Genomic DNA, 18,148 nt, shown 5'->3' with positions numbered 1-18,148 from the left:
TTTATCCGCTATGGGCTCGGGCTTTCCTTATAAATTTTTACAATCTTCTTCCAGTGTTTGTAAATTTTGCTTTTTGATGTAATCAATTACGATATTGTGCGATAATATATTTACGAAGGTTGACAGTCTTTTTTGTGGATTTTAACATGAAAATCATCATCTTGCTTTCATCGATTATCGCTGTTGTTCTCATCATAATACTTTTCCGTAAAAACCGGAAAACAGCTTCTCACAAAGACAAAGAGAGGCTTCATGAGCCACCCGGGAAATCCAATGAAAACGAAACGAAAGAGATTGTTCAAAAACAAACATCCGGCCATGATAGCCCATTAAATAGGACCCCCTCAGAATCACACCCTGACCTCAAAGAGATAAACTATTTCATTCCTGCCGAGAACACCTTTCCCACAACCCTTCAAGATCTCGAGGAAAAGACCAGGAAAATTATTGAGGAAAGGCTTTCGGTTCTTCCGCCCATACCCACAACATCCATAAAACTTTTGGATCTTCTGAGAAAGCCGGAGTCAAACCCTGAAAAGATTACGGCATTGGTCTCAACAAACCCTGTATTTTCCGGGAAAATCCTGCAAACCATCAATTCCTCATATTTTGAACTCCCGGGGAAGATCACTTCCGTTGGAAGGGCTATTACCCTGTTGGGATACAACAATGTAAGGACGATTGTCTTTCAGGAGACCATTAAGAATGTAGTTCCGAAACATTTGGATATGGAACCTGACCTGTATATTAAAACATGGGTGCACTCTGCCATCGTATCAACATGCGCAGGGTATATCGGTAAAAAACTCTTTAAATTCTCTGAGTATGACCTTGCTACGATTGGTCTTCTCCACGATATCGGTAAATATTTCCTTGTTACACTGGAAAGCTATTTTGAAATAATTTCCGATATCCCCGCCCTTATTAAGGAAGAACACCAGTATGGCATCAACCATGCAGTTGCAGGAGGCCTTATTGCCAATAAATGGAAGCTACCGCATGTAATCGTTCATGGCATTGAATACCACCACTATCCCTCATTTTTTCTGCCTGAGGCTATTCCGGAGCAATATCGCACACAATGCTTCACGATCTGTCTTGCAGACCTTATAGCAAAGGTCCTCGGTTATCATGGACAGAACGAACAGACGCTGCCCATCAGAGATGAATATTTTGAGATGTATGGAATAAACAAAGATATCCGGGGAATCATAACAACAGATCTCGTCAGAGACGTCGAAAAATCCCGCCTTACGGTCGAGTCCTATACCAATGCAACGTAAATCGTGCTTTGTGCCAGGTTTACCCCCCCCTTCAGCTTGCCTTTATCCAATGTTATCCGTGTTAAATGAAGGTTTTTCATTTGCTATCAACTATAAACTGTTTCTAAGATCGGGGCATTCGAGGTTCGCTGCAAAGAGATACCCCTGAGAAACAGGGAGATTTCCTGCCCGGATCACTGCCTGAATTTCAGGAGAATTTTTTAAAAGTGAAAACCCGTTGTACAGCGTCTTTGCTGTCTTTCCAGAGATTTCCAGAGTCATAGAAACTGTTTCTATTTAATACCTGAAAGTATCGTATGCTAATTTTATAATCAGCCCTGAAACCACGATAAGAAAAAATACCCTTACAAAACGGCTGCCCTTTAAGATTGCAAGTCTCGTCCCCACAAGGGACCCGAGTATGTTGCATACTGCCATGGGTAAGGCAATTTTATAGAGGATATTGTCAGTAAACGCAAAATAGAGCACGGCAGAGAGATTTGTTGCAAAATTTATGACCTTTGAGGATGCAGATGCAGAGAGAAAATTAAATCCAAAGATGCTTATAAAGACAAAGATAAGAAAACTACCTGTCCCTGGACCAAAAAACCCGTCGTAAAAACCGATTACCGTACCGGTAATAATGCTGAATAAAAATTGTCCTCTATGACCCAGTTTTGGTATATGCACCGTGCCAAAGTCTTTTCTGATAAAAGTATAGGCTGCAATTGCAACGAGCAGAAAAAGGATGACCGGCCGCATAGTACCCGGGTTTAACATGCTTACGGTTCTTGCCCCCAGAAATGAAAATATGAGCGCTGCAATTGTGGCCGGGAGTGTTGCCTTCCAGCTTATATCCACATGCATTGCATACTGGAGGGAGGCAATTGATGTGCCGGCAATCGAGGAGAGTTTGTTTGTTCCCAGAAGGAGCGCCACAGGGAGATTGGGAAGAATAATAAAGAGGGCGGGAAGCTGGATAAGGCCGCCTCCCCCCGCCACAGAATCAATCAATCCGGCAAGGAACGAAAATCCACAAAGTAATGTTATTTCAAGCACAATGCCCTTTCAATCGAATATCTTTCGTATAAGACCGGGCCTTTATATGATTCCTGCTGTATAGAGACCTGAAACGATATTGATACCCATCAATAGTATAATGACTCTTCCTGACCAGCGATGGAGAGGCCTTATTTTTGATGCTATCCCGTATATTTTTATCTGCACTAACCCCATCGCAGGCGTAATCAGAGACAGCACAACAACGAGAATACCGAAGTAGGCATGGGCCACGTTAAAATGCCCGGCACTGATAAGGGAAAGGTGGATGGATTCAAAACAAACACCTGCCAACACACAGCATGCACCTGAAATGCCAAGAATCCTGTGTAATTTTAGCCACCATATTTTTTTCTTCAGAAATCTTGCTGTAATAAAACCGGCTGCCATGAAGATAAAACCGGCTGCCATGAAAGATGCATGAACATATGTCAGTAACACTTCAATACCTCCCTGAAGGGCTTAGTCTTTCCTTCCGAAAGACACGAAGGCATTCAAATGTGCAAAATGCGGCAAAACATCCGTGCACCGGAACTTTTATGCGAACCGGATAGGATGCCCGAGCCATAGACTGTCATGATTTTTTAAAAGATCATCTGCTTGAAGTTGAAGTTGTAAGCGTCCTCGTCGAGAAATTCTTCGTAGCTAACCTCTTTGGCAACCATGCTGCTCCCGCATTCAGGGCAGAAAATATTCAACTTCTCTCCGGAAAGGAACATAAACCCACACATATTGCATATATATTCGTCAGGTAATCTCACCTTTTTTCCTCCTCTTTTCAGCGCAGTCAGGGTTTTCCTTACAAAGAGTGTGTATAACACACCGTGTTCTATATTGACAATAATCGTTTGGATGCGGACAAGGTTTTTTATTGATATCTATACGCTCTTTATATTTTTCGCAAAAAAATGTTATATCATCCAATATTTATTTCAAAATCATTATATGCATGGTTTGCCAGAAAGTCAACAACGCATATCATGCTGACATTACTCAAAAAATTCGCCGAGAATTACACTGAAATTTTTATGAATAGCCTTTTCTCCTCTTACGATTTCACCATGTCCGGGAATGAGGTATTCAACAGAGAGTTTTGAAAGCTCCTTAATGCTCCGGGATAGTTCTTCAATGTCCCCGCCCGGCAGGTCGGTCCTTCCAACCCCCATATAAAAGATCGTGTCTCCCGAAATAAGAACCTTCTCCTCTTCCCAGTAAAGACAGACCGAACCCGGTGAGTGCCCGGGGGTAGGGATAACCCTGAATGTCTTGTCGCCCAGCTTTATATTGCCCGGCTTGAGAAAAATCTTAAAGGGCATTCTTGTTACCTGACAGCCGGTAGCGATGAAGAGCTCCTTGCCGCCATTGTTCAAATACTCATATTCAACCCTGCTGATGCCTTTCAAAACACCGCTGTTAAATCTGTCTACAGCCTCGATATGGTCAGGGTGGCCGTGGGTGCACAAAAGGCATTTTACACTATCAATCGGTTTACCATCCCTCGCCATCCCCTCAACGACATGGTTAAAGAGGTGCACATGCCCGGGATCAACGATTATCGGGATTTCACCGTCAATAAAAATCGTATTGCAATTATTTTCCTGAAAAGATGTCCATGGATATACATAAAGATCATCCAATAATCTCATAAGGCCTCCTGAAAATGCGAATCTTGGATCTTGAAACTCGAAACTTGAAACAGCAATACAAGACAGGGGCAGAAATCAAATTTTCAAATCAGTTACATTCATATCAGTTTTGTTTGCAATCCGTTTCTCTATCTGTCCATTGTGCAGCTCAATAGCTATCGTGGGGGATTCGTTTTTTCCATAATGTCCGATTATATTGGCTGCGATGCCAATAGTTTCATCATTAAGTATTCCTTTTAGAAGACCGAAAGGCCCTTTGAAGCCTACAGGGTAACATAGCACATATGGTGATTGCCGCTGAGATTCCAGTTTTTCATTCTCATTTTTATCCCTTCCGATTATCAGTTTAGTCTCTGCCCCCAACCTGAAATGTCTGCCAACGCTGAGAAGCTCAATGTCTTGCATGGTAAATACTTTATCATGCAAGAAAAGGTCCCGTAACTTATGAGAAAAAATAGGGTCTGTAAGCAGACAACCGCCGCCGGGGCATCCGTATTCTTTCAAATTAAACCGCTCTACAAGCCGGTATTGCATCTCCCTTGATCTGCCGACAATATCCAGAAGTTTTGACCTGTCTATGGTGTTTTCCGTCTCGGGGATGGAAGGCGAGAAATGCATGGCAGAAAGAGGTCTTACTATGAGACCTGTGAGCCCGCTTTTCTTCTCTATGATATTAATCGTATCCCTCCGCTGTGACATGGGCCTCTGACCGAGGACTTCCCCTGTAATAACAAAGCTTGCACCTTCGCTGGCCATGACCTCTTTAGTTTTTTTGAGCATGAATATCCTGCAATCGATACAGGGATTCATATTTTTACCGTAACCATGTTCCGGCGCTTTTACAACATCGAGATATTCCGGCCCTTTATACATGAGGATCAGCCTGATCCCCAGTTCCTGAGCTGTTCTCTCTGCCTGCAACCCCCCCTCTTTTTCCCTTTTGCTGCTGAAGGGAGAGGTAAAATGAAGCGCAACAACCTCTATTCCCTGGTCAATAATGAGCTTTGTTGCAAGGGTACTGTCGAGACCGCCGGAAAGCAGTGAAATAGCTTTTTTGTTCATCATACCTCTTTTTTTACACTCAAATGTTCTGTGCGACTTATGTTAATGAGCCGGCGAATCGGCGAAAATGGATTTAGAATCTTTACTTCCCCGATATTCCGCTTCCCCGTTTCTCCGATTCGGTTCTTCCTCAGACAACTCCCGGCACATTCTCCTCCAGTGTATTCAGCCTGATTCCTGAATCCACACCGGGGAGTGGTGTTACGGGGTTTGTAAGGAGAAATGCCCCGGAATGTATCCAGTCTTTGAGGATAGTTGCAATCTCCCGTGCCTTCGAGTAACTCGATATGGGGTAAGTGGGAACTTCTGTGCCGTTTATTGTGACCTTGCCCGATTTCAGCTGGGCATAATTAACTTCGCAAATACTTTTTGGCACCCTGTTCGGGTAATCGTTTCCGTAATCAACGACCTGCGCCCAGAAATCTTCATCGCTCCTTGATGTAAAGTAGGCCATTTCTTCATCGAGAACAGGTATGGGTATGCCGAGACCCACAAACATTGTTACGCCATAACCGACAAAGCTTGCCCCCTTGAGATAATCACCACTCATCTTCTTGGCATCCCCTATAACGGCAATTGTGCCAGCGCCAGCCCTGGGGAGACCATCCGGGCTCCGGAGCGCATCAGGGTTATGTTGTGTTCCGTTCCATGCCACATACCCTACACCGCCTCCGAGGAATATCCTCGTACCGATACCGATAGTTCTGTATTTCGGGTCTTTCAGGAGGGGGGAAAGCTGACCTGCGCTGCAGTAATTTGCACTGAGCATGTGTGGTTTGACTATCCCCATATAGGTGTAAATAATCTTTTTTGAAAGATTCACTGCCACATTGTAGTTCTGGTAGGCATTTCTTGGATTGTAAAGGTATGCCTCATTTACCGTATCCTTATTGATATAGGTCTCTATATGCTTCCTCGGATAACAGTCGGTACCGTAGGCTGTTGCTACAAGCCGTATGTCTTTTCCATTCACAAATTCCTCTATCACATGGGCGCCACCGTATTTAAAGGTCCCCGGATACACCATATTCCTTGGATCATCGTCCGGAATTGCTGTAGCCCCCAAGTATATGTCTACAGCGGCAACTCCGGTATATGCCGGCACATCGTTGAGAAGGCATTTGCCCCCGCCGATCTTTATTCTTGGCTTAGAGTGACCCACATTCATAAACATACCACTGCTGCACATAGGGCCAAAGGTCCCTGTTGTTACAACATCCACATACCCGGCGGCTTTCTTTGTACCCTTATCTTTTGTTATCTCTACCATCTCTTCGGCAGTCACAACGACAGCCTTGCCGTTTTTTATCTTTTCGTTTATCTCATCAATTGTCTTCAATGCAACCTCCTTTCGCCTATAAATTATACACTAAAACAGGCATCTTTTTAAACCTTTTCAGGGTAATTCAGGTCAGCGTGACATTGAATTTGATTTCTGCTTCGGATTTTCTTCCGTAGATGGGTACTATGGTGCCACCCGTGTCTGGTGATAACCTTTTCAGGCCTTCTCTGATGAGGGCCTCACCGGAAACCCTCGTAAAGCTGTCTTTTATAAACGTTATCCCACCATCCATGCGGGGCAGATAGGCTTCGCAGAGATGGACGCCTGTCCCGAAGCATATGCACGGGGTTTTAACGATTCCCTTGATATCTCCAGGTTTTGCAGCCATGTACCCTTCAAGCCTTTCAATTTCACCATGAGACACATAATAGAGCGAGTAGAAGACCTCACCCTTTTTCGCATCTATCAATGGACAGAGGAAGTGTCCCTCCATGAATGCAAAGGGCGATGCGAGCACATCGAGGGTCGGTATCCCGATAAGCGGGATATTTTTACCGGAAGAAATGCCTTTGCAGAATGCAAGGGCTACCCTTATACCCGTAAAAGAGCCCGGGCCAAGCGTGACCACCATGTAATGAACATCATCAATTGTATACCCGTTAGCAGATAGCAGATGGGACACTTCCACGGGAATAATACCGGAAGGTACCCGCTTGTTCCCGATGTTTCTCTCCTCAATGAGTTTATCCCCAGCGGAGATGGCGATATTCAAGAAGTCCAGGGAATTATCGATGCCGAGGATAACCCTATTTTCCATAGAATATACGCATGAGGTCATTGAAAAAGGCAAGCACCATGATTGCTATAAGTATCCCCATGCCTGCTTTTTGTGCAATATCAATGAATCTCTGTGAAATCTTCCTCCTTATGACAATCTCTATCAAATGAAACATGATATGACCCCCGTCAAGGATCGGTATGGGGAGGAGGTTAATAACAGCGAGGTTAATACTGATAATAGCAATAAAGTATATAAGGTTTTTTGTCCCTTCCCTTGCTTGTTTCCCTGCAACCTCAAGGATAAGAAGGGGGCCACCGACCTGTTTCGGCGATATGCTTCCCTCTACCAACTTCACAATACCCATAATAGTTATTTTTGTGAGGTTGTAGGTCTGAAAACCTGCTTTGCCGAAAGCGCCTGACAATGTCTCCTTTTTTGTCAAAAACTCATTCGATGCCGTAACACCGATGACCTTTCTTTTTATCGTTTCTCCAAAGATATTTTTACTTTCGATCTCTTTCGGGGTTATCTGGTAATCTATTAAATCCCCGCCTCTTTTGACGGTAAACTTCAAAGTCCTTTCTTTTGCCCTGGACATGACATCCATTAATTCTCCCCACTCTGAGATGTTCTGCCCGTTAATACTTGCTATAGTGTCTCCTTCCCTGATGCCGGCCTCGTAGGCAGGGTATCCGTTCTCAACGCTTCCCACCTTGGTGGACAGGACGTTGTACCCGCTGAGAAACACGCAATAGAAAAGGAAAAAGGCAAAGATGATATTGAAAAAAGGACCTGCAAAGGCGATCATGATTCTTACAAAAGGCGGTTTATGTGAATACGACCTGTTGATTTCCTCCTCTTTGACCTCATCGTCAGGAGATTCGCCGAGCAGCTTTACATATCCGCCGAGGGGAATAGCTGATATGGCGTATTCGGTCTCGCCTTTTTTGAAATTGATAAGCTTTTTCCCGAATCCGAGGGAAAAGGCCAGTACCTTTACATTCGCAAGCCGTGCAACAAGGTAATGGCCAAACTCATGAACCAGGATGAGAAGGCTCAAAGCAATAAATCCGTAAATTACGTTCATGACAATACTAGGCATATGACTCCTTTAACATTTCTTCTGTATATCTTTTAGCCCATTCATGGATTTCCCAGACAGTCCCGATGTCTTCAATAACAGAAAACCCTTCATGGCGCTCTAACGTCTTCTCGATAAAGAAAGGAATATCCGTAAACTTTATCTTCCCTTCTATGAAGGCATCTGAAGCAACCTCGTTTGATGCGTTTAATACTACCTGTGCCCCATCTCCGGCATGGAGGGCATTGAAGGCGAGTTTCAGAGCGGGGAACTTATTTGTATCGGGAGAATAGAAACTTAATTTCTGCAATTCTTCCAATTTTAATTGAGCAAAGGACAGGGGCTGTACCATTCCCTGGTTTATGGCAAAAGAGATGGGTATTTTCATATCAGGGGAAGCCATATACACAAAAAAGGCGCCATCTACCAACTCAACCATCCCGTGGACTATGCTTTCAGGGTGAATGAGCACCTTTATCCTTTCAGGCTCTATGTCAAAGAGCCATCGCGCCTCGATTACCTCAAGGCCTTTGTTCATCATTGTTGCAGAATCCAGAGTAACCTTCCTCCCCATCTTCCATGTTGGGTGGTCGAGGGCTTCCTCCGGTTTCACAAGGTGTAACGCCTCCTTCATGTGCTTTCTGAAGGGACCGCCAGAGGCGGTTATTGTAATATTTTTTATTTTAGCCGGTCCGATATTTTTCAGTAACTGAAAAATCGCAGAGTGCTCACTGTCTACCGGGAAAAGCTTCGATTCATACGTATCCAGCAACCTTGACACGATCCTTCCTGCCATAACAAGGCTTTCTTTGTTTGCAAGGGCAAGTATCTTATTTAATTTTAATGTCTCAATTGTAGGTTCAAGACCGGCACTTCCCGGCAGCGCATTGACTACAATTTCTCCATCCATGCGCACCATCTCTTTTATACCTTCAACACCAGCAAGGAGCCGTGTTTTATCAAAATGAACTTTACCCCTCATATGCCCCTCATATACACAGACATATTTCGGTTTAAACTTCCCGATCTGTTTGTTCAGGAGTTCCACATTCCCCTTGCAGGCAAGGCCCACCACTTCGAAGGCATCGTTCTGGTTTTCGATTACTTCCAGTGTTGCCTTCCCGATGGAACCGGTAGAACCCAAAACTATTATTCCTTTTCTCATATTTTTACGCCTGCCAGGTAATGGTACAAAAATGGTGCCGTAAATATAAAACTATCCATTCTATCAAGGATGCCCCCGTGGCCGGGGATAAGACGAGAGGAGTCCTTTGTTGCGCAGACCCTTTTCCCGGCAGATTCAAGTATGTCCCCCATCTGTGCAAGGATACCGATTGTGGCGCCGACAATGACTGTTTCCAATATTCCCATGCCCAGGACTTTTCCTGAAAGCACAATAACGACCGTACTGCCCGCCATGGCACCCAACAAACCTTCATAGGTTTTTTTCGGGCTTATATATGGCACAAGTTTTCTCTTCCCGAATCTTTTTCCAAAGAGGTATGCGCAGGTGTCACTTGCCCACATGGTCAGAAGAAGTATAAAAGGGAGTGAGCAACCTGTCTCCTTCAGCAAAGAAAGATAATAAAGGGGTATAATAACAAAAATCTCGCAGAGGAATATGACATATATCCCTTTCAGAATATCTTCATTGATCCCCTCTTTTTTGCTTTCACCCCTCAAAATTTTATATCCCATAAAGATGAATGGCGCAAAAAGGAGACATCCTGTATAGACAAAAAACGATTTGTAATACAACGGGATGATACACAAAATTGCGAGAAGGAGAAGCAAGTATCTTTCCCTGACGCCTGACATGGTAATCAACTCAAGCAAGGCAATGATCGAAACGAGCATGAGCAAGACAAAAAACCATTTTGCAGGCAAAAAATAAAAAGCTGATGCAATAACAGGGGCAATACACAGAGAAGCAACTACCCTTTTTTTAAGCTCTCCCACTTAAGTTTTCCTTCACGCTCCCGAATCGTCTTTCTCTTTTCGCGTATTCCTTTAATGCTTCCGTATAGGCATCTTCCCTGAAATCAGGCCAAAGCGTATCCGTCACATATATCTCGGTATATGCAATCTGCCAGAGCAAAAAGTTGCTTACCCTCATCTCCCCGCTCGTCCGTATGAGCAAATCGGGGTCCGGTATGTCTCTGGTATAGAGATAACTTTGAAAAACCTTTTCATCAATGTACGTTATGTGCCCTTTGTCCATGTCCTTCAGAAGCAGCCTCACTGCGTTCAGGATCTCCTCCCTGCCGCTGTAACTCAATGCGATGTTAAGAGAGAGGGTTTTATTCCCTGCTGTTTTTTGCATCGCAGCATTTAACTGATGCTGTAATTTTTTGGGGAAATCCTTAATGTCGCCCACCACACGAAACCGTATATCCTCATCCATCATCAACGGCAACTCATTCTCAAGGAAAATCCCCAGAAGTTCAAGGAGCCTCCTTACCTCTGCCCTTGGCCTTGACCAGTTTTCCTTTGAAAATGCATAGAGCGTGAGATAGGGGATACGTAGCTCCCTTGTTATGGTGACAATGTTCCGCACAGACTCAAGGCCCTGCGCGTGCCCCTCAACCCGGGGAAGATTCCTCATTTTTGCCCATCTTCCATTTCCATCCATTATGATTGCAACATGTGCGGGGAGTTTAGATTGATCGAGTTTAGACATGGAAGGTCAGATCTCCAGGATTTCCTTTTCCTTGTCGGTGTATATCTTTTCTGCCATCTGGATATACCTGTCCGTCAGTTTCTGGACATCTTCCTGGTTTTTGTGCAAGTCGTCCTTGGAGAGGAGCTTATCCTTTTCCATCTTTTTTAGTTTTTCGTTCATATCCCTTCTGACATTCCGCATGGCCACCTTTATGTTTTCGAGCATTTTGCTCCCCAACTTTGTAAGCTCCCTCCTTCTCTCCTCGGTGAGCTTTGGAAAGACGAGCCTGATTACTTTTCCGTCAGACATGGGGTTTACACCGAGGTCTGATTTCTGGATGGCCTTCTCAATTTCACCTATCACGGCATTATCCCAGGGTTGAATGGTAATGGTTCTGCTGTCCAATACTCCTATCGTGGCAACCTGATTCAATGGAGTGGGCTGGTTATAGTACGCAACCTTTATATCTTCGAGGAGTGAAACAGATGCAATACCTGTTCTCAGCTTTGACAGGTCTTTCTGGAGCATTACGGTTGTTTTTTTTAGTTTGTCTTCGAGTTCATCAACTATTTCGTTCTTCATGATACCCTACCCCCTTCACAACAGTCCCGACACGTTCTCCCAGGACTGCCTTTTTCATGTTGTCTTTTTCTTTTATATTCAAAACAATGATAGGAAGATTGTTATCCATGCAGAGGCTTATGGCAGTGCCATCCATAACTCTCAAACCTTTCTTCAGGACATCCATATAGGAGATTTCAGGGAAAAATATCGCATCATCACAGACCTCGGGGTCTTTGTCGTAGACTCCGTCCACCCTTGTTGCCTTTAAAAGCACATCGGCCCCTACCTCAAGGGCACGCAGGGCTGCAGCGGTATCTGTGGTAAAGAAGGGGTTTCCTGTCCCGCAGGCAAATATGACAACCCTGCCTTTTTCAAGGTGCTTGATGGCCTTTCTCTTCAGGAAAGGCTCCGCCACCTTTTCTATCTGGAGGGCGCTCTGGACCCTTGCAGGGACCCCGATCTTTTCAAGGGCATCCTGAATAACAAGGGCATTCATCAGTGTTGCGAGCATGCCCATATAATCGCCCGTTACCCTGTCTATGCCCTGCTTTTCTGCTCTCATGCCCCTGTATATGTTCCCTCCGCCAATCACAATGGCAATCTCAACGCCAAGCTCCTTCACATCCCTGATTTGAAACGCAGTTTCCCTTACGATTTCCGGATCAATACCATAGCCCTCTTTTCCCATGAGGACTTCACCGCTTAATTTTAAAAGGATTCTGTTGAATCTCATCTTATTCTTCGGCAGTTTCTCCAAGCTGGAAACGTACAAAGCGCCTGATAATAACATTTTCACCGATTTTGACAACAAGATCCTCGAGAAGCCCTTTCATCGTAATATCAGGATTCTTGATAAAAGATTGCTCCATGAGACATACTTCCTGGTAAAATTTCTCCATTTTCCCTTCGGCAATCTTGTCGATTATCTTTTCCGGCTTGCCGGAATCAAGGGCCTGTCTCCGGTATAAATCCTTCTCTTTTACCCTTATTTCCTCAGGGATATCCTCCCTTTTAACATAGAGCGGGCTCGCTGCAGTAACCTGCATGGCCACATCCTTTGTGAATTCCTGAAAATCTTTTGAATTTGCGGCAAAATCGGTTTCACAGTTCACTTCTACCATGACACCCACCTTTCCGCCGGTATGTATGTACGATGCGATTACACCCTCGGATGCTGCCCTGCCAGACCTTTTCTGCAATTTTGCAAGACCTTTTTCCCTCAGGTAATCGATTGCCTTTTCCATGTCACCGCTGGCGTGTTTTAGTGCCTCCTTGCAATCCATCAGGCCAACGCCTGTTTTCTCTCTCAATTTCTTAACAAGTCCTGCAGATATCTCCATCATTATCCTCCTAAACTAACGATCCTGCTAACGATCGAAAAATTCCTCGTACTTCTCTTCTTCAAGCAGACTTTCGTCTACAAAAGGTTTGGGTTCTTCGGTCGGCTCGTCTTTGCCCTGGAATTCTTCAATATAGAGTGCTTTTCCTTCGAGAACGGCGTCTGCAATTTTCATGGTAATAAGTTTGATAGCCCTTATTGCATCATCATTGCCCGGTATGATGTAATCTATATCATCGGGGTCACAATTCGAATCCACAATGCCTACAGTGGGGATGCCGAGTTTTTTGGCTTCCTTCACAGCAATGTATTCCTTCTTCGGGTCAACTATATAGATAGCGCCCGGCAAACGATCCATGCTCTTTATACCGCCGATGTTCCTTTCGAGTTTTGCAATTTCTTTGTCTATTCCAATAGCTTCCTTCTTGGGGAGCGCCTTGAAGATATCGCTGCCTTTCAGCTCTTCGTATTTCCGGAATCTGTCGATTGTTTTTTCAATCGTCTGGAAGTTCGTCATTGTGCCACCAAGCCATCTGACGTTCACGTAAAAGGCGCCGCACCTTTTTGCCTCTTCCCGGATACCCTCCTGGGCTTGTTTTTTGGTGCCCACAAACAGGATATATTCGTTCCGTGACGCAACTTCTCTTACGAAATTGTAGGCCTCTTTGAACATTTTCAATGTCCTTTGCAGGTCAATGATGTATATGCCGTTCCGTGCACCGAAAATGTAAGGTTTCATCTTGGGATTCCACCTTTTTGTCTGGTGTCCGAAATGCACACCTGCTTCGAGTAATTGTTTAATTGTTAAATTAGACATCGATCCTCCTGGTTTTTTTAACTTCCGCCTTTCGCATTTCAGCAACAGACAGATTTACTGCACCCTGCTGCCGATTGAAAGACGTGCGAATTAACTGCGTGGTTTAAATACCATATGATTTCAAATATTTCAAGATAAAATGGAAGAAAATAGTATCCCCTCATCAGTTATTAGACTGGAAAATATCTCTTCCGTTCGCCAACTCAGCATTATTACCCTTTCTATGACTCAAACTCACTCGATGGGCAAGGGCGGAGGCTGCCTGAAGTGGGCTCATCCCTGCCCATCGTCCCTATGGGAACGTTCATTCTCGTCATGATGGGTTACCCGATAATGCTTCGATGCTTACTCCAGAGACAATTTTTCTGACAATATCTCACAAGACTGAGGGCTTACGGAAAACATCCAGCCTCAGAGTTTGGCCTTCAATAACGTGGCTAAAAAGGAATCCCTCCTCCGAGGCTTCCACGATTAGCGGGAGAGATGGCCCTGGTGCACTGTCCTATTGAGTCATCATCGCATTTTTTCCCATCTTCCCAGGTGGTGCCCGAAAGATTGGCACCAGAAAAGTTTGCATCTGACAGGTCGGCATCTGACAGGTTGGCGTTGTTCAACCTTGCTTTTGACAGGTCGGCGCCTGACAGGTCGGCGTTGTGCAGTTTGGCGCCGCGCAAGTATGCGCCGGACAGATTAGCATTGTGGAGGTTAGCGCCGGACATCACAGCACCGGAAAGGTTGGCATCTGACAGGTCGGCGCCGGATAGGTTTGCGCCTGACAGGTTGGCATTGGCGATTTGCGCACCGGAGAGCTGCGCATCAGAGAGGTCAGCGTTTCGCAGGTCGCACCATTGGCACTGTTTTGTTGCCAGGAGTTTATCCAGGTCTGTCTGTTTGAAGGCATACGCCATATCCGGGATAATGAATAATATGATAACAGTGCAGACAATACAAACTATAGTGTTTCTTTTTGTGTCACCAGTTCTTCTCAATGGATTTGCTTCATTAATGGTCAATCAGACTCTCGCCTTGTTTTTTTGGGTATATAGAATTTTTTATCATAAGGAAATGTGGTAATCAACAGCTATTTCATTTTCCGCTCAGTAACCCATTAAGAATTGATGGCTGAAGGGGTAAAGGTTAGAAGATAACAGCCTGTTGCCCAAATATGATATCCGCAGGAACACAGTTTCGCTCCCTGCTCATATTCTATATTATTGGTTATATGTATATTTGGGCAACAAATCATCAACTATCAGCTTTCCCCTTTCATCTTTTACTATCCACTATTTACTATCCACTGCCTTCATTTCGGATTGCCATCTGAATCTCGTCAGAATTTATCAAAAGTTAAACCACGTTAAACATTGTCCGTATTGACTTTCCAGAGATTTTAGCGATGACGGACACCGTGTCCGTCACTTCCTTTGGATAGGTCCTCCGGTCTCCCCTTTACCTGTCATCGCGAGCGACCTCCAGGAAGTGTGGCAATCTCAAAGAATGGTATTTCCGGCGGCAGTGTTGACTTTACAGAGATTTATGATGTTGTTGACACCGTGTCAACAACATCCTCCGGCAGGTCCTCAATGTAATAAAAAGTAAATATTTCAAATTACTATACGTAATAACTGCACCTACAAAGCGTGGGCTTCGCGGTTTCCTAAAAACAAGGATTACCGAGAGAAAGAGAGGGCTATTACTTCCCAAAGTTATTTCTTTCCTTAAGAATATCTCTGCTTCTAACGTGTTCGAAAGGAACGTCAAGCTGTTTCTTGTTTTTTAAAGGATGTCTCCTTAGAACATAAAAGTCTTGTCTGCTCCTATCATAGATTAACTATGTAGATTTCCTTTCAGAGTTACTTTTTTCTGCATTTTTAAGTTTATTTAGTCTATTTTTCAATCTCTTTATATCATGCTTTTCGGTGACCTCTAAGTAATGATCTGCATGTTTTGTTTCTATCTGAAACCTGCCGGTTTGTAATAAGCGCCCATGCTGATAAGACTCTACCAAATAAACGGTCGCTATTGTACCATCAAGTGAGTCACAATAGTAATAAAACCCCAAATTATTAATATAAAATTTCCCCGGTTGCAGAGTCGTATCAATTCCAATTCTGAGTTTACTTCCCTCTACCTCTATCTTTGTTCCTTTGAGAACATCTTTATATTCATAATTGGTAAATAATTTACGTGCGACATGTAAATCAAGGTTCTGATTGCTTTTCAGAGGGCGTCCTATAATCAACTTGTATTTTAATGTAATCTTAGATAGTTGAGCATTGTCTATAATAGTAGGGATACTGACCCTACACGGCAAATCAACAGCTATATGCAAGATCTGCTCTACTTGTTTCGGTATGGCAACATTTTTTCTTAATTCTTTTTCAATGAGTGCTTGTATAGAACAAGTCTTTTCTCCTTGGTAAATAACAGAGTTGTATATAAAATATGTGAATTTGTTGCTTTCTTTAGGAAGTTTTACTTTTTTCCCCTTACTTAGCGTAAGCTCAACATCATAAATATTTAAGGCCGGGGTTAGCTGAGAGCTTAGGAGCTTATCAGGAATTTTGCTTATCTCGTTTAATGTGTAGAGTTCAACATTGTGTATTTTGGCAACATTAAAACAGCCTTCTTGAAAGCCTGACGAAGAAACAACTATTGCTTTATCGGCATTTGCATCTTGGCTTTTTGTGACAAATGCCTCTACTTTTTCTACCGATATTGGGTTGGCATAATTTTTACATTCTATAACCGTGAGATATTCATAAAAGCCATGCTTAAATTTTATGACAACATCAAATTGGCGACCATTTATTTTCTTATCCCAGAAAACTTCTGCGCCCCGACCTTCAGCAACATGAATAGCTGTTACAAGCTTTTCAAATAATTTCCACTTGTGTTCTTTTGAGTTATCCATGTTCCTTTTCTATTTTCTCTAAATCTTTGATAGTATGCAAGTGAAAATCTAATTTATTACCGTCTGAAAGATTTAACATTAAAAGAAAATGGCAAACTATCGACTTCAGGAAGGAGTGCTCAACAGCAATAAAACAGAGCTTCCTTTATTTTGGGGTGCCTTATATCGATTCGCGGTTTTGCTCTCCCCTTCCACGCAGGCTGAAGTCTGCGTCTACCCGCTCTCCGCTCCATTTAAAACTCGTAATTCGTAATTGGTTTGACTAATCACGATTCACGAATCACGGCCCTTTTCACACCTGTGGTGGCTTTTTCTTCTCCGGCGGAGGTTCCGGGGCAATCGGTATCCGCAGTTCCACTAAAGCACAGAAAACATGCAGCTCATCAAGAAGTGTCACAAGGTCAGTTCTCGTGTATGTTGCGAAGCCCATCTCAATGCGTGATTCAAAGGATCGTAAGCCGGCAATCTGCTTCTTCATGGGTAGTGGCTTTGCAACACCCGGGACTGGTTTGACTTTTTTGTATGCTGTGAGCAGATTGTTCAGGACGGGGTTGGTCACTGGTGTCTTCATGATGTCGGTGAATATCTTCGCACGGTCGGGACATTCGAGGTTGGCTGCGAAGAGATATCCCTGGGAAACTTGGAGTGTCCCCTCCGAAATCGCTGCCTGAATCTCAGGGGAAAGTTTTAAAAGTGAAATCGTGCGAGACAGCGTCCGTATTGACTTTCCTACTATTTGAGAAATGACAGACACCGTGTCTGTCATTTCAGGCGATACGGAGTCAGGCTTAAGGTCGTAGCTCACCAACTCACTCATTACCCCATCCACATCATACCCCTTATCAGGATGTCTTGCCTGTATATATGCCAATATCCCCTTTGCCTGATCCATAGGGTTTAAATCTTCTCGCTGGAGGTTCTCTGTGAGTTGAAGGGCTATGGTCTCACCTGATTCCTTACCTGCTTCTATGATCCGCACCGGTACTAATTCAAGTTCGAGCTGCCGGGCTGCTTCAAGACGCCTCTCCCCGCAGATAAGCGTGTATGAGTCGCCATCTCCTCTTGTTACAAGGAGAGGCTCTAAGATGCCTTTGTCTTTAATGGATTGTACAAGAGCTTTGAATGAATCTGATTCAATGTTGACATTCGATCTGACCTGTTCCAACACAACGATATTCCCTATGGGAACATAGAGAAACTCCGGGTTTGTTTCCTGTACGGTACTATTCTTCTTCGTCGCCATATTGCCCCTCTGTGTTTTTTGTTGAAATTCTAACCCTGCAATACGGAAAATTCAAATATATTCTTGTGTTCTACCATCTTAAAGATAAAAATGAACTCTTCGACGGAACAGTGAATATCGATATGGCATGATAGATAAGGATACAATGAATTGCGTTATGGCCGGAAGAACTTTTTGCGAGTCGCGACTTCAAGCATGCCTTGGTGGCCACCCGCAAAAGTTCATGCGGGTTCCCGGCTGGAGGTTAAGCCTGCGGCCAGTGCCGTGTCTGGGCCGGCCTGATTTGTCCGAAGCCGGGTAGAACCTGTGAAATAATCCCCTCATCCGTAACTATTCCGTGGATTAAGTGTGCCGTATATGGTATAATTAACCAGTAAATACAATATGTTGGGGGTATCGGTGGATAATGTGGAGGGACTTTTTCCGGAATATGATT

The 18,148-nt window shown here is 44.0% G+C and carries 20 protein-coding genes; 1 reads left to right on the top strand and 19 read right to left on the bottom strand.

Features of this window, described 5'->3' with window-relative positions; genetic code table 11:
- Positions 1-146: 146 nt before the first annotated feature.
- The gene (locus NTX75_17005) at positions 147-1,283 is read left to right on the top strand and encodes an HDOD domain-containing protein (GenBank protein ID MCX5817914.1); all 1,137 of its coding nucleotides are present in this window, start codon (positions 147-149) and stop codon (positions 1,281-1,283) included.
- A 90-nt stretch (positions 1,284-1,373) separates the two neighbouring features.
- Here NTX75_17005 and NTX75_17000 read toward each other — a convergent pair whose 3' ends face one another.
- The 19 genes from NTX75_17000 to NTX75_16910 all read right to left on the bottom strand — a co-directional run bounded on the left by NTX75_17000 (position 1,374) and on the right by NTX75_16910 (position 17,712).
- Entirely contained in the window at positions 1,374-1,544 is a 171-nt protein-coding gene (locus NTX75_17000) for a hypothetical protein (GenBank protein ID MCX5817913.1), read from the bottom strand.
- A 15-nt stretch (positions 1,545-1,559) separates the two neighbouring features.
- Positions 1,560-2,321 carry a TSUP family transporter gene (locus NTX75_16995; GenBank protein MCX5817912.1) on the bottom strand — a complete coding sequence of 254 codons (762 nt, stop codon included), beginning with the start codon at positions 2,319-2,321 and terminating at the stop codon, positions 1,560-1,562.
- Between the two features lie 42 nt (positions 2,322-2,363).
- Positions 2,364-2,762 carry a hypothetical protein gene (locus NTX75_16990; GenBank protein MCX5817911.1) on the bottom strand — a complete coding sequence of 133 codons (399 nt, stop codon included), beginning with the start codon at positions 2,760-2,762 and terminating at the stop codon, positions 2,364-2,366.
- Positions 2,763-2,905: 143 nt separating this feature from the next.
- A complete protein-coding gene (locus NTX75_16985) occupies positions 2,906-3,082 on the bottom strand; it encodes a hypothetical protein (protein MCX5817910.1) in 177 nt (58 codons plus the stop codon).
- A 228-nt stretch (positions 3,083-3,310) separates the two neighbouring features.
- Positions 3,311-3,967, bottom strand: coding sequence for an MBL fold metallo-hydrolase (locus tag NTX75_16980; protein MCX5817909.1), 657 nt, complete (start codon positions 3,965-3,967; stop codon positions 3,311-3,313).
- A 75-nt stretch (positions 3,968-4,042) separates the two neighbouring features.
- Positions 4,043-5,032, bottom strand: coding sequence for a 7-cyano-7-deazaguanine synthase (locus tag NTX75_16975; protein ID MCX5817908.1), 990 nt, complete (start codon positions 5,030-5,032; stop codon positions 4,043-4,045).
- Positions 5,033-5,159: 127 nt separating this feature from the next.
- A complete protein-coding gene (locus NTX75_16970) occupies positions 5,160-6,368 on the bottom strand; it encodes a homocysteine biosynthesis protein (protein ID MCX5817907.1) in 1,209 nt (402 codons plus the stop codon).
- Between the two features lie 67 nt (positions 6,369-6,435).
- Positions 6,436-7,128, bottom strand: a complete 693-nt coding sequence (gene tsaB, locus NTX75_16965; protein ID MCX5817906.1) for a tRNA (adenosine(37)-N6)-threonylcarbamoyltransferase complex dimerization subunit type 1 TsaB — start codon at positions 7,126-7,128, stop codon at positions 6,436-6,438.
- Complete coding sequence (gene rseP, locus NTX75_16960) at positions 7,118-8,194, bottom strand: RIP metalloprotease RseP (protein ID MCX5817905.1); 1,077 nt, start codon at positions 8,192-8,194, stop codon at positions 7,118-7,120. The genes tsaB and rseP overlap by 11 nt, the downstream gene beginning before the upstream one ends.
- A complete protein-coding gene (dxr, locus tag NTX75_16955) occupies positions 8,187-9,338 on the bottom strand; it encodes a 1-deoxy-D-xylulose-5-phosphate reductoisomerase (protein MCX5817904.1) in 1,152 nt (383 codons plus the stop codon). Before dxr ends, rseP begins: the two co-directional genes overlap by 8 nt.
- On the bottom strand, positions 9,335-10,132 hold the full coding sequence (locus NTX75_16950; protein ID MCX5817903.1) for a phosphatidate cytidylyltransferase: 798 nt from the start codon (positions 10,130-10,132) through the stop codon (positions 9,335-9,337). Before NTX75_16950 ends, dxr begins: the two co-directional genes overlap by 4 nt.
- Entirely contained in the window at positions 10,119-10,853 is a 735-nt protein-coding gene (locus NTX75_16945; GenBank protein ID MCX5817902.1) for an isoprenyl transferase, read from the bottom strand. Before NTX75_16945 ends, NTX75_16950 begins: the two co-directional genes overlap by 14 nt.
- Positions 10,854-10,859: 6 nt before the next feature.
- Complete coding sequence (gene frr / locus NTX75_16940; GenBank protein MCX5817901.1) at positions 10,860-11,417, bottom strand: ribosome recycling factor; 558 nt, start codon at positions 11,415-11,417, stop codon at positions 10,860-10,862.
- Positions 11,398-12,132, bottom strand: coding sequence for a UMP kinase (gene pyrH / locus NTX75_16935; GenBank protein ID MCX5817900.1), 735 nt, complete (start codon positions 12,130-12,132; stop codon positions 11,398-11,400). Before pyrH ends, frr begins: the two co-directional genes overlap by 20 nt.
- Before the next feature lies 1 nt (position 12,133).
- Positions 12,134-12,742, bottom strand: a complete 609-nt coding sequence (gene tsf / locus NTX75_16930) for a translation elongation factor Ts (protein MCX5817899.1) — start codon at positions 12,740-12,742, stop codon at positions 12,134-12,136.
- A 24-nt stretch (positions 12,743-12,766) separates the two neighbouring features.
- A complete protein-coding gene (gene rpsB, locus NTX75_16925) occupies positions 12,767-13,555 on the bottom strand; it encodes a 30S ribosomal protein S2 (GenBank protein ID MCX5817898.1) in 789 nt (262 codons plus the stop codon).
- 437 nt (positions 13,556-13,992) lie between these two features.
- The gene (locus NTX75_16920) at positions 13,993-14,568 is read right to left on the bottom strand and encodes a pentapeptide repeat-containing protein (protein ID MCX5817897.1); all 576 of its coding nucleotides are present in this window, start codon (positions 14,566-14,568) and stop codon (positions 13,993-13,995) included.
- Between the two features lie 818 nt (positions 14,569-15,386).
- Entirely contained in the window at positions 15,387-16,469 is a 1,083-nt protein-coding gene (locus tag NTX75_16915; GenBank protein MCX5817896.1) for a restriction endonuclease, read from the bottom strand.
- Positions 16,470-16,761: 292 nt separating this feature from the next.
- Positions 16,762-17,712 carry a ParB/RepB/Spo0J family partition protein gene (locus NTX75_16910; GenBank protein ID MCX5817895.1) on the bottom strand — a complete coding sequence of 317 codons (951 nt, stop codon included), beginning with the start codon at positions 17,710-17,712 and terminating at the stop codon, positions 16,762-16,764.
- Positions 17,713-18,148 lie beyond the last annotated feature (436 nt).

This window comes from Pseudomonadota bacterium (assembly GCA_026388315.1).
Lineage (GTDB): Bacteria > Desulfobacterota > Syntrophorhabdia > Syntrophorhabdales > Syntrophorhabdaceae > MWEV01.
Note: the sequence above shows the minus strand (reverse complement) of the source record. Positions and strands in the feature narration are given on the sequence as shown.